The following is a 12259-nucleotide window of genomic DNA, read 5'->3' as shown; positions in this document are numbered from 1 at the left end:
TCAGGGCATCGGCACGGCGCGGAAGACCGCGTCGATGATGGTCTCGGGCGACACGCCGCCGGCGAGCGCGTCGAAGGTGAGCACGAGGCGGTGGCGCAGCACGCCATAGCGCATGGCGCGCACGTCGTCGGGCGTGACGTAGTCGCGGCCGTGGATGAGGGCGTGGGCCTGGCCCACCCGCATGAGCGCGAGGGAGCCGCGGGGGCTCGCGCCGACCCGCACCGACTGGGTCAGGTTGGGCACGGGCCGGGGGCCCGAGCCGCGCGTCGTGAAGACCAGGTCGACGATGTAGCGCTTGACGGCCTCGTCGACGTAGACCTGGTCGACGGCGCGCTGGAGGAAGCGGATGTCGTCCAGGGTGACCGCGGCCGACGGCGCCTGCTGGGGCGCGGCGAGGGTCCCGGCCGTCGAGCGGTCGAGGATCTCGTGCTCCTCGCCGGGCCGCGGATAGGTCAGCACCTCCTTGATGAGGAAGCGGTCCATCTGCGCCTCGGGGAGGACGTAGGTACCCTCCTCCTCGATCGGGTTCTGGGTCGCGAGCACCATGAACGGCTCGGGGAGGCGGTGGATCTCGCCGCCGATCGAGGTCTGGCGCTCCTGCATCGCCTCGAGCATGGCCGACTGGGTCTTGGCGCTCGAGCGGTTGATCTCGTCGAGCAGCACGATGTTGGCGTGCACGGGGCCCAGCTGCGTCGTGAACGTGCCGGAGCCGTAGTTGAAGATCTGGGTGCCGATGATGTCGTTGGGCATCAGGTCCGGCGTGCACTGGATGCGGTGGAAGGAGCCGCCGATCGCCGACGCGAGAGCCGAGGCGGCGGTCGTCTTGGCCAGGCCGGGCACGGACTCGAGCAGCACATGGCCGCCGGCTGCGAGCGAGGCCAGCAGGGTCAGCCGCAGGTTCTCCTGGCCCACCACGCGTGAGCCGAAGACCCCGGAGATCGCGGTGACGATCGCACCGGACCGCTCGAGGTCCTGCACGCGCAGGGCGGGCGTCGCCGGGGTGAAGCTGCGGCCCGAGCGCACGGGAGCGCTCGCGCGCCGGGGATCGTCGTGGCGTGCCTGGATGGGCTGACTCATCTGTCCGTGCGCTCCCCGTGGTGCTGTGGATCATCGGTGCGGCCGGCCCGTGGCCCGGCCGCGCGGCATCGCCGTGCGGGTCGGCTCACCCGCCGTCGCGACGCACCGATCCTAGCGTCCGGGCCCGAGGCCGCGCCGGGAGGGGCCGCCGCGCGCCGGGTCCTGATGTCGCACCGGCCCCCGGCGGGTGGCAGGATTCTGCGCGTGTCACCGCGCCCCGCCCCCGCCCTCGTCGGTCCTGCCGTCGGCCCGCCTCCTCCCCCAGCGGAGCCGGGCCTGCACGTCGACGCGTCCGGGCACGGCACGTTCGGCGTGCACGCCCCGCGGGCGCAGGCCGTGGACCTGTGCGTGCGCCACGGCGCGTTCGAGCACCGGATCCGCCTCGACCGCTTCGACGGCGGCATGTGGTGGGGTGACGTCGAGGGGCTGACCCCCGGCACGCACTACGGGCTGCGCGTGTACGGTCCCTGGGACCCGGGCGCGGGTTGCTTCGCGAACCCGCACAAGGTGCTGCTGGACCCGCGCGGCGTCGCGGTCTCCCACTCGTCCCCGCTGCTGTCGAGCATGTTCGGCCACGAGGTCGACGCCCTGCTGCGTCCCGTCGCCGAGGGGCCGCTGCGCATGAGCACCGACGACAACGCCGACCAGGCCGTGTGGTCGGTGGTGGGGAGCCCGCACGTGCCCGTCGGCCGGGAGGGCGCCCCGCGCACCCCGTGGGGCACGACCGTGCTGTACGAGGCGCACGTGCGCGGCTTCACGGCGCTGCATCCCGACCTGCCGCCCGAGCTGCGCGGCACCTACGCGGGTCTCGGCCACGACGTCGTCACCCGGTACCTGCGGGACCTCGGGGTCACGGCGATCGAGCTGCTGCCGATCCACGCCGCGATGGACGAGGCCCATCTGGCCCGCACGGGCCTGACCAACTACTGGGGCTACTCGACGCTGTCCTACTTCGCCCCCGAGCCCTCGTACGCGACCCGGCGCGCCCAGGAGGCGGGCCCCGGCGCGGTGCTCGAGGAGGTCCGCGCCATGGTCCGCTCCCTGCACGCGGCGGGGATCGAGGTCATCTGCGACGTCGTCTACAACCACAGCGCCGAGGGCGGCGCCGACGGCCCGTCGCTGAGCCTGCGCGGCCTCGACGCCGCCGACTACTACTGGATGGACCACGGCTCGTTCGTGGACTTCACGGGCACCGGCAACAGCCTGAACATGCGATCGGGCCACGTGGTGGACCTGATCCTGGCCTCGATGCGCCACTGGGTCCAGGACTTCGGGATCGACGGCTTCCGCTTCGACCTCGCGGCCACGCTGGGCCGCGACGACCGCGGCTTCCGCGCCGACCATCCGCTGCTGCGCGCGATCACGACCGATCCCGTGCTGCGCGACGTCAAGCTCATCGCCGAGCCGTGGGACGTGGGCGGCTACGGCTGGCGCACGGGCGGCTTCCCGCCCCCGTTCGCCGAGTGGAACGACGCGTTCCGCAACGACGTGCGGTCGTTCTGGCTCGAGGATCCGGGCCGGCGCGAGCGCACCGGGACCACCCAGATCGGCGGGGTGCGCGACATCGCGACCCGGCTCGCGGGGAGCGAGGACGTCTTCGCCCGTCACGACCCGCCGGGCCTGGCGCCGGACCGCCACCTGCGCGCCCCGTGGGCGTCCGTGAACTACGTGACCGCGCACGACGGCTTCACGCTGCGCGACCTCACCGAGTACGAGACCAAGCACAACCTCGCCAACGGCGAGGACAACCGCGACGGCACGAGCGACAACCGGTCGTACAACCACGGTCACGAGGGGCCGCTCGACGCGAGCGTGCCCGACGCCGACCGGATCGCGGCACGGCGGCGGCGCAGCGCCCGCTCGGTGATGGCGACCCTCCTGCTGGCCTCGGGCACCCCGATGATCACGGCCGGCGACGAGGCCCTGCGCACGCAGGGCGGCAACAACAACGCCTACTGCCAGGACACCCGGATCTCGTGGGTCTCGTGGGACCGCGACGAGCACGAGCTCGCGATGGTCGAGGTGACGCGGGCCCTGCTGGGTCTGCGCCGGCGCTTCCAGCGCCTGCGCCCGGTCGAGTTCCTGCGCGACGCCGACCCCGAGAGCCCCGCCAAGAACCAGATCGCCTGGTTCGGGCCGGACGGCGAGCCGCTGCGGCACGAGGACTGGTTCGACGCCCATCGCGACACGCTCCAGATGCTGCGCCCCGGCGCCCCGGGCGAAGGGCATCTCGTGGTCGTCGTCAACGGCGCCCGCATGACCAAGCAGGTGCGCCTGCCGGGGGCCCCGTGGTCGGGCGGCGAGGTCTCGGTGCTCTTCAGCTCGGCGGACGAGACGGCCCAGGAGCCCTATGTCTGCACGGGCGCGGACAGCTCGCTCCTCGAGGTCCCGGCGGGCACCGTGGTCGTCCTGCTGATCGGCGGGGACGCGGAGGCGCTCGATCCTCTAGGGTGAATCTCGCCGAAGCTTCCGACGAGGGGGGAGACGCCATGTCCCAGCCCACCGATCCGCCGCGCTCCGCCGCCTCCCAGGCAGCCGGACAGCGCCCGTCCCCCTGGTCCGCCGGGGTGGGACGCGTCCCGATCATGGGGGTCTCCCCCGTGGTCGACGGGGGCCGGTTCCCGGCTCGCGCCACGGTCGGCGAGACCGTGCCCGTGGGGGCCAACGCCTTCCGCGAGGGGCACGACGCGATGGGCGTGCAGGTCGTGCTCACGGCCCCGGACGGGAGCGAGCACTCCCGCTCGCCGCTCACGTCGACCAACCCGGGCCTGGACCTGTGGGCCGGCTCGGTGCGGCCGGACGCCGAGGGCCCCTGGACCTTCTCGATCGAGGCCTTCTCCGCGCCGTACGACACCTGGGTGCACAACGCCGAGATCAAGGTCCCGGCCGGCATCGACACCGATCTCATGCTCACCGAGGGCGTGCACGTGCTCACGCGCGTCGTCGAGGAGGCGGAGGCCGGCGCCCGGCCTGCCGCGGATGCGACCCTCGCCCGGGCGGCGATCGACTCCCTGCGCAATCACGCGCTGTCGCCCGAGTCCCGCCTCGCGCCGGCCATCGCCGCCGATCTGCGCGAGGTGCTGCATCAGCGCCCCCTTCGCGACGGCGTCACGGTGAGCGGCCCCCACGCGCTCGTGGTCCAGCGCCCGCGCGCCCTGTACGGCTCGTGGTACGAGTTCTTCCCGCGCTCCGAGGGAGCCCGCTTCGACGCCCAGCACGGCGGCTGGATCTCCGGCACCCTGCGCACCGCGGCCGGGGCTCTCGACCGGATCGCCGCGATGGGCTTCGACGTCGCCTACCTGACGCCGATCCACCCGATCGGCACGACGTTCCGCAAGGGCCGCAACAACACCCTCGAGGTGCATCCCGGGGACCCGGGCTCGCCGTACGCGATCGGCTCGGCCGACGGCGGGCACGACGCGATCCACCCGGATCTGGGCACGCTCGAGGACTTCGACGCGTTCGTCGGGCGCGCCCGCGAGCTCGGCCTCGAGGTGGCCCTCGACATCGCCCTGCAGTGCTCCCCCGACCACCCGTGGGTCGCCGAGCACCCCGAGTGGTTCTCGGTGCGCGCCGACGGCACGATCGCCTACGCGGAGAACCCGCCCAAGAAGTACCAGGACATCTATCCTCTGAGCTTCGACGCCGACTACGAGGGTCTGTACGCGGCCATCCGCGACGTGCTCGAGCACTGGGTCGAGCACGGGGTCACGCTGTTCCGCGTCGACAACCCGCACACCAAGCCGGTCCGCTTCTGGGAGGAGCTGCTCGCCGAGTTCGCCGAGAAGCATCCCGAGGTGATCTTCCTGGCCGAGGCGTTCACGCGGCCCACGATGATGCACACGCTCGGCAAGGTGGGCTTCCACCAGTCGTACACGTACTACACGTGGCGCCACACCCCCGAGGAGCTGCGCGAGTACCTCGAGGAGCTCGTCGAGTCCTCGCCGTACATGCGCCCGAGCTTCTGGCCCACGACGCACGACATCCTGACGCCGTTCATGAGCGGCGGCGGGCGCCGCGCCTTCACGCTGCGCGCGATCCTCGCGGCCACGCTCGTGCCGACGTGGGGCGTCTACTCCGGCTACGAGCTCGTCGAGGACGTGCCGCGCCCGGGCGCCGAGGAGCAGATCGACAACGAGAAGTACGAGTTCCGCCCGCGTGACTGGGCCGGCGCCCTGCGCGAGGGCCGCTCCCTCGAGCCGCTGCTGACGCGCCTGAACACGATCCGTCGCGACCATCCGGCGCTCCAGCAGCTGACCGACATCGCGTTCCACACGGCCGACGACGACCAGCTCCTGGTGTTCTCCAAGCACCTGGCCGCGGACGCGACCGGCACCGGCGCCCCCGACACCGTGATCGTCGCCTCGCTGACGGCGCACGACCGCGGCTCGTGGGGCACCGTCCATCTCGACCTCGGTGCCCTCGGCGTCTCGGGCGAGTTCGAGGTGGAGGACCTCCTGACCGGGGAGCGCTTCACGTGGGGCGAGCACCCCTACGTGGGGCTGGACCCCGACAGCCGCCCCGCCCACATCCTGCGCATCATCCACCCCGAGGAGACTCACCATGCCTGATCGAGACGCCCCCCGCCGCACCACGCCGGCCGACCCCGCCGCCTCCGCGGACGCCGCCGGCACCCCGAACGCGCCGAAGCGCACGCGGGCCACGAGGGCCAAGGCCGCCACGGGAGCCGAGGGCGCCGAGCCCACGGCGGCACCGGCCAGGCGCACGCGGACCACCAAGGCCAAGCCTGCCGAGACCGCGGAGGCCGCCGAGACCACCGGGACGACCCCCGCACCGGCCAAGCGCACCCGCACCACCAAGGCCAAGGCCGCCGAGACCGCGGAGGCCGCCGCGAGCACCCCGGCGGCGCCGGCCAAGCGCACGCGGGCGACCAAGGCCAAACCTGTCGAGGCCGCGGAGACCCCCGCCGCACCCGCCAAGCGCACCCGCACCGCCACGGCCAAGACCGCCGAGGCCGCGGAGACCCCGGCCGCGCCGCGCCGCACCCGGGCGACCGCGAAGACCACGAAGGCCGCCGCGCCGGCGGCCGAGCCCGCCGCGGCGCCGCGACCGCTGCCGGCCTCCGAGCACGAGCTCGGCGCCGCCGCGACCGGCAGCTACCACGATCCGCACTCGGTGCTCGGCGCGCATCCGTACGACGGCGCGGTCACCGTGCGCACCCTCAAGCCGCTCGCCCAGGCCGTCGCGGTCGTGCTGCCCGACGGCACGACCGTCGAGATGGAGCACGAGTACAACGGCATCTGGCGCGCCGTCGTCGCGCGCGAGGACCTCCCCCGCTACACCCTGCGGGTGCAGTGGACCGACGGCGCCGCGCCCGTCGACGTCGAGGACCCCTACCGCTTCCTGCCCACCCTGGGCGAGCTCGACCTCTACCTCCTGCAGGAGGGACGCCACGAGGAGCTGTGGAAGGCCCTCGGCGCCCACGTGCGCGAGGTCGACGGCGTCGCGGGCACGAGCTTCTCGGTCTGGGCGCCCAACGCCCGGGCCGTGCAGGTGGTCGGCGACTTCGACGCGTGGGACGGGCGCACGTGCTCGCTGCGCAGCCTCGGCGGCTCGGGCATCTGGGAGCTGTTCCTGCCGGGCGTCGGCGACGGAGCGGTCTACAAGTACCGGATCCTCGGCGCCGACGGCGTGTGGCGCGACAAGGCCGACCCGCTCGCGCGGCGCACCGAGGTGCCGCCCGCGACGGGCTCGATCGTGACCGCCTCCTCGTACGAGTGGGACGACGACGCATGGCTCGCCGAGCGGGCGCAGACCCAGGCGATCGCCTCGCCCATGTCCATCTACGAGGTGCACCTCGCGAGCTGGCGCCCGGGCCTGGGCTACCGCGAGCTGGCCGACGAGCTCGTCGCCTACGTGCGCGAGATGGGCTTCACGCACGTCGAGTTCATGCCGGTCGCCGAGCACCCCTTCGGCGGTTCGTGGGGCTACCAGGTGACCGGCTACTACGCGCCGACCTCGCGTCTGGGCTCGCCCGACGACCTGCGCCACCTCATCGACACCCTGCATCGGGCCGGCATCGGCGTGATCATGGACTGGGTCCCGGCCCACTTCCCCAAGGACGAGTTCGCGCTCGCCCGCTTCGACGGCACCCCGCTGTACGAGCACGCCGACCCCCGCAAGGGCGAGCACCCGGACTGGGGCACGTACATCTTCGACCTGGGCCGCCGTGAGGTGAAGAACTTCCTCGTCGCCAACGCGTGCTACTGGCTCGAGGAGTTCCACGTCGACGGCCTGCGGGTCGACGCCGTCGCCTCGATGCTCTACCTCGACTACTCCCGCGAGGACGGGCAGTGGGTCCCCAACGAGTACGGGGGCCGCGAGAACCTCGAGTCGATCCAGTTCCTGCAGGAGGTCAACGCGACCGCCTACAAGCGCGCTCCCGGCATCACGATGATCGCCGAGGAGTCGACGTCCTTCCCGGGCGTCACGCGGCCCACCGACCAGGGCGGGCTGGGCTTCGGCTTCAAGTGGAACATGGGCTGGATGCACGACACCCTCGAGTACCTCTCGGAGGAGCCGATCCATCGCCAGTACCACCACGGCGAGCTCACCTTCTCGATGGTCTACCAGTACTCCGAGAACTTCGTGCTGCCGATCAGCCATGACGAGGTCGTGCACGGCAAGGGCTCGCTGCTGCGCAAGACCCCCGGCGACGACTGGCAGCAGGCGGCGACGACGCGCGCCTACCTGGCGTTCCAGTGGGCCCACCCCGGCAAGCAGCTCATCTTCATGGGCACCGAGTTCGCCCAGGGCACCGAGTGGTCCGAGGAGACCGGGCTGCCGTGGTGGCTCCTGGAGTACCCGCTGCACCGCGGGGTCCAGCAGCTCGTGCGCGACCTCAACGGCCTCCAGCACCGCTACCCCGCGCTGTCCGAGCTCGACCAGGATCCGGCGGGCTTCGAGTGGCTGGTCGGCGACGACGCCGGTCACGACACGATCGCCTTCGCGCGGCGCGCCCGCAACGGCGACCCCGTGGTCGTGGTCGTGAACTTCTCGAGCGTGCCGTGGGAGGGCTACCGGGTTCCGCTGCCCGAGGGCGGCGGCTGGTCCGAGGTGCTCAACTCCGATGCCCCCGTGTACGGCGGCAGCGGCGTGGGCAACCTGGGACGGGTCGATGCCGAGCAGGTGCCGATGCACGGACGCGAGCACTCGGTGCGCCTCTCGGTGCCCCCGCTCGGCGCCGTGATCCTCGTGCCGGAGCGGCTGACCGCGCGCTGACCGGTCCCTCACGCACGCGGCCCGCCCCGGAGCATCCGGGGCGGGCCGCGTGCGTCGGAGGCGGGGGCCTCAGTAGAGTAGGTTCGCCATGCGGCGACGGGCCGCCGCGACGCGCGGGTCCTCCGCGCCCACCACCTCGAACAGCTCGAGCAGGCGCGTGCGCACCGCGTCGCGGGTCTCCTCGTCGGCCCCGCGGAGCTGGTCGAGCAGGCGCGCGAACGCGTCGTCGACGTGGCCGCCGAGCACGTCCAGGTCGGCCACGAGCAGCTGCGCCTCGAGGTCGCCGGGCCGCTCGGCGCCCGTCGTGCGGGCGGCGTCGAGGTCGGCGCCCTGGGTGCGCTGCATGAGGTGCACGGTCGCCAGGCCGGCCTTCGCCTCGGCATCGGCCGGATTCTCGTTCAGGAGCGACTGGTACGCGGCCACGGCGGCGTCGAGGTCGCCGCTCTGGATCGCGTCGTAGGCGGCCTGCTCGAGCGGCGACAGCGGCTCGTCCTCCTCGGCGGGCGCCTCGTCCCCGGCTGCGAGACCGGGCAGGCCCTGCGACGCGGCGAGCTGGGCCACCTGGTCGAGCACGGGCGCGAGCTCGGCCTCGGCGACGGCGCCCTCGAAGAGCGGCTGGATCTGACCGCGCAGGAGCAGCAGCGCGGTCGGCAGGTTCTGGACGCGCAGCGCCCCGGCCACGCGCGGCTGGGTGTCGGCGTCGACGGTGGCCAGGCGCAGCACGCCGCGCTGGGCGTCGACGAGCCGGCGCAGCACCGCGAGGAACTCGGCCCCCCGCGGCACCCGGGAGCTGGTGACGACGAGGAGGGTCGCGACGGTGTCGGAGTCGGCGATGACCTGCTCGAGCCCCTGCTCCGTCACGGCGATCTCGTAGACGCCCGGCTCCCCGGCGTCCGCGGCGGGGGCGTCGTGGCGCAGGGTCGACAGGTCGATCATGCCGTAGGGGTCGCTCATGGTTCTTGTCCTCTCTCTCGAATGCGGGTCTTACTCGCCGTGGGCGCCCAGCAGCATCTTCGAGGCGCCGATGGGCTGGACCTGCGCGCCGGAGTCGGCGGTCGGCACGTGCAGCGCCACGACCTCGCCGTAGTCGCGCACGAACTCCTTGGTGAAGCTGGTCTTGCCCACGAGCTCCGACTCGGGATCCGCGTAGCGCAGCGTCGCGCCGTTGACGACCGTGATGGTGCGCGAGGAGCGCAGGGTCCCGATCACGATCGCCCCGCCGTCGTCGCTGCGCAGCGCCGCGAACTCGCCCTCGTGCACCGAGTAGGACTCGTGGATCGTGGCCAGGGAGTTCGCCGGCACGTTCGCGTTGAGCTTGGCGCGCTCGTCCTGGATGCCCTGGTGCACCGACTCCGCGAAGGGGTCCGAGGCGAGCTTGTCGTCGGGGTCGGAGCCGTCGCCGTTGCTCAGCACGGCCGCATAGAGCGCGAGGGCGTCGGCCGGGGTCACGAGGAGGCCGTCGGCATCGGCCGCGACGGCCGTCGCCCCGACGCTCGAGTCCTCGACCGAGGGCATGTCGACCCCGCCGAGCTGGCGGGCCCAGCCCCACGTCGCGTAGTCCGAGCGGGCGTCGGCCTGCTGGAAGGGGATGAAGAAGGGGTTGCCGCCCTCGACGGCGTCGGCGACCAGCAGGATCGCGGTGCGCGGGAAGTCGCCGGAGACCGAGGTCGCGGGCACCAGGATCGCCGCCGACGGGGTCGCGAGGGACTCGGCGTGATCGGGGATCTTGGCGATGATCTCGTAGGCCCGGGTGCGGAACTCGGCGGCCGAGCCGACGATGCGCGGGGCCAGCTTGGCCGGGTCCTTGGCCTCGTCCGCCGCCGTGAGCGCGGCCGAGGTCTCCTTCATGATCTGGGTGAACTGGTCGGCGTCGGCGACCGGCGTCGGCGTCGCGGACGCCTCCCCGGTCTGCACAACAGGCGGCGTCTCCTCCTGCGAGCAGGCGGCGAGGGCGAGGCCCACGGCGGCGGCGCCGGAGCCGACGATCAGGCGGCGACGGGCGATGCCGCCGGTGCGCTCGGGACGGGCGGTGGGGCTCATCGGTTCTCGCCCTCCTCGGGAGCGGTGTCGGTCTCGGCGGGGTCCGAGCTGTGCTCGGCGGCGTCCTGGGGCTGGCCGTCCGCGTCGAGCGGGGTCAGCAGGTCGGTCTCCTCCGCGGACAGCGCACGGTGGCGCCCCGTCCGGGCGGGCACGACGCGGGTGCGGTGCTCCTCCTCGGCCGACGCCGGGTCGGCCTCCGTCGTCTCCTCGACGCGGGAGGCATCGGCAGCGTCGTCCTCGGACGCAGCGGCCTCGGCCGGTGCGGCGACGGCGCCCTCGGCAGGCGCGTCGTCGTCCTCGGCAGGTGCGTCGACAGCCTCGGCCGAGGTCTCGACAGCCTCGGTCTCGACAGCAGCAGTGTCGGCGGCCTCGGCGTCGAGCTCGTCCTCGGCGGCCTGGCGGCGCGTCCGCGCGGCCGAGAAGTCGATCACGAACAGCACCAGCCCGAGCACGGCCAGCACGGCGCCGATCACGTAGGCGTAGGGCACCCACGCGTTCGCGGCCTCGACGGGCCACGTCACGGACACCTCGGTCGCGGCGGGCTGGGTGCCGTCGGTGACGATGAGGATCGCCTGGTAGGGCTGCGCGGGCTTCGCCCCGCCGTCGGCCTTCCACAGCTCGGCCAGCGAGATCTCCGCGGGGCTCGCGGAGGTCCGCACCGTGCGCCACAGATCGGCGCCCGCGGGATCAGGGAGGGTCGCGTCGCCGTCGGCGCTCACGTCCTTGGCGGTGAGCGTCGCCCAGTCGGGCACGCCCGTGATCTCGGTGTGGCGGGTGTCGCCGAGGTAGGCGGCCACGTCGTCCTTCGGCGCGCTGATGACCGAGACGTCGGCCGGCCCGGTCACGGTCAGCGTGCCCTCGTGGCCCCCGACGTACACGACGCCCGGATCGATCACGACGGCCGGCCCGGAGTCGTCGAGCTGCACGGCGGCGGTGCGCTCGGTCTCCGGAGCCCACACGGTCTCCCCCAGTCGGCCCAGGAGCAGGCCCCCCAGGCCGAGCACGACAAGTGCGACGGCGAGCAGTCTGCGCACGGTGGTCCCTCCCTCAGGTTTCGGCATCCGGTTCAGACTACCGGGGGCCCCTCGGGTCGCCTCCAGCGCACGTGACGACTTCCACCCGTGCGCGGCGCGTGGGTGGACGGCCCGGAGGTGTCGTAGCCTGTCCGGGTGCGTCTCGTCGTTGCCCGCTGCGCCGTCGACTACACCGGTCGACTGACCGCGCATCTCCCCCTCGCCCCCCGTCTGCTGATTGTCAAGGCCGACGGCAGCGTGCTCGTCCACTCCGACGGCGGCAGCTACAAGCCGCTGAACTGGATGAGCCCGCCGTGCACCCTGCGCACGCAGGCCCGCAGCCCGGAGGAGGCGGCCCTCGACCCCGACGACGCGTGGGTCGAGGAGTGGGACGTCGTGCACGCCAAGTCCGGCGACCGGCTGCGCGTGCGCCTCCACGAGATCCTCGAGGACTCCTCGCACGAGCTCGGCATCGACCCCGGCCTGCAGAAGGACGGCGTCGAGGCCCACCTGCAGGCGCTGCTCGCCGAGAACATCGAGACCCTGGGGGCGGGCTGGTCGCTCGTGCGTCGCGAGTACGGCACCGCGATCGGCCCCGTCGACATCCTGGCCCGCGACCCCGACGGCGCGGCCGTCGCGATCGAGATCAAGCGGCGCGGCGAGATCGACGGGGTCGAGCAGCTCACCCGCTACCTCGAGCTGCTCAACCGCGATCCGCTGCTCGCGCCCGTCCGCGGCATCTTCGCCGCCCAGGCCATCAAGCCCCAGGCCAAGGTGCTCGCCGTCGATCGCGGCATCACGTGCGTGACGCTCGACTACGATGCGTTGCGCGGCATCGACGACGCCGAGTCCCGCCTGTTCTGACCCCCGTTTCGAATCCGGGGCCG

Annotated in this window: 8 protein-coding genes; 4 read left to right on the top strand and 4 right to left on the bottom strand. The window is 73.3% G+C overall.

Going from position 1 to position 12259, the window contains the following annotated elements:
- On the bottom strand, nt 1–1077 hold the full coding sequence (locus tag BRM3_RS10125; RefSeq protein WP_263593201.1) for an AAA family ATPase: 1077 nt from the start codon (nt 1075–1077) through the stop codon (nt 1–3).
- Between the two features lie 204 nt (nt 1078–1281).
- On the opposite strand from BRM3_RS10125, the gene glgX reads away from it, so the two are divergent.
- From glgX to glgB, 3 genes are read left to right on the top strand one after another with little or no spacing between them, the layout of a single operon-like run.
- Nucleotides 1282–3531: a glycogen debranching protein GlgX gene (gene glgX, locus BRM3_RS10120; protein ID WP_263593200.1), complete on the top strand. Its 2250-nt coding sequence runs from the start codon at nt 1282–1284 to the stop codon at nt 3529–3531.
- Nucleotides 3532–3566: 35 nt separating this feature from the next.
- On the top strand, nt 3567–5648 hold the full coding sequence (locus tag BRM3_RS10115; protein WP_396126901.1) for an alpha-1,4-glucan--maltose-1-phosphate maltosyltransferase: 2082 nt from the start codon (nt 3567–3569) through the stop codon (nt 5646–5648).
- Nucleotides 5641–8319 carry a 1,4-alpha-glucan branching protein GlgB gene (gene glgB, locus BRM3_RS10110; protein ID WP_263593199.1) on the top strand — a complete coding sequence of 893 codons (2679 nt, stop codon included), beginning with the start codon at nt 5641–5643 and terminating at the stop codon, nt 8317–8319. Before BRM3_RS10115 ends, glgB begins: the two co-directional genes overlap by 8 nt.
- 69 nt (nt 8320–8388) lie before the next feature.
- Here the strand turns inward: glgB and BRM3_RS10105 are convergent, their stop codons facing one another.
- Genes BRM3_RS10105 through BRM3_RS10095 form a run of 3 tightly spaced genes read right to left on the bottom strand, consistent with a single transcriptional unit; the run spans nt 8389 to nt 11420 of the window.
- Complete coding sequence (locus BRM3_RS10105) at nt 8389–9273, bottom strand: co-chaperone YbbN (RefSeq protein WP_263593198.1); 885 nt, start codon at nt 9271–9273, stop codon at nt 8389–8391.
- Nucleotides 9274–9303: 30 nt separating this feature from the next.
- Complete coding sequence (locus tag BRM3_RS10100; protein ID WP_263593197.1) at nt 9304–10359, bottom strand: hypothetical protein; 1056 nt, start codon at nt 10357–10359, stop codon at nt 9304–9306.
- Nucleotides 10356–11420: a hypothetical protein gene (locus BRM3_RS10095; RefSeq protein ID WP_263593196.1), complete on the bottom strand. Its 1065-nt coding sequence runs from the start codon at nt 11418–11420 to the stop codon at nt 10356–10358. The genes BRM3_RS10100 and BRM3_RS10095 overlap by 4 nt, the downstream gene beginning before the upstream one ends.
- 108 nt (nt 11421–11528) lie before the next feature.
- Here BRM3_RS10095 and nucS point away from each other — a divergent pair, with 108 nt between their 5' ends.
- Nucleotides 11529–12236, top strand: a complete 708-nt coding sequence (nucS, locus tag BRM3_RS10090; RefSeq protein ID WP_263593195.1) for an endonuclease NucS — start codon at nt 11529–11531, stop codon at nt 12234–12236.
- The last annotated feature ends 23 nt before the right edge of the window (nt 12237–12259 follow it).

The organism is Brachybacterium huguangmaarense (assembly GCF_025725725.1).
Classification (GTDB): Bacteria; Actinomycetota; Actinomycetes; order Actinomycetales; family Dermabacteraceae; genus Brachybacterium; species Brachybacterium huguangmaarense.
This window is presented reverse-complemented; position numbering and strand designations above follow the sequence as displayed.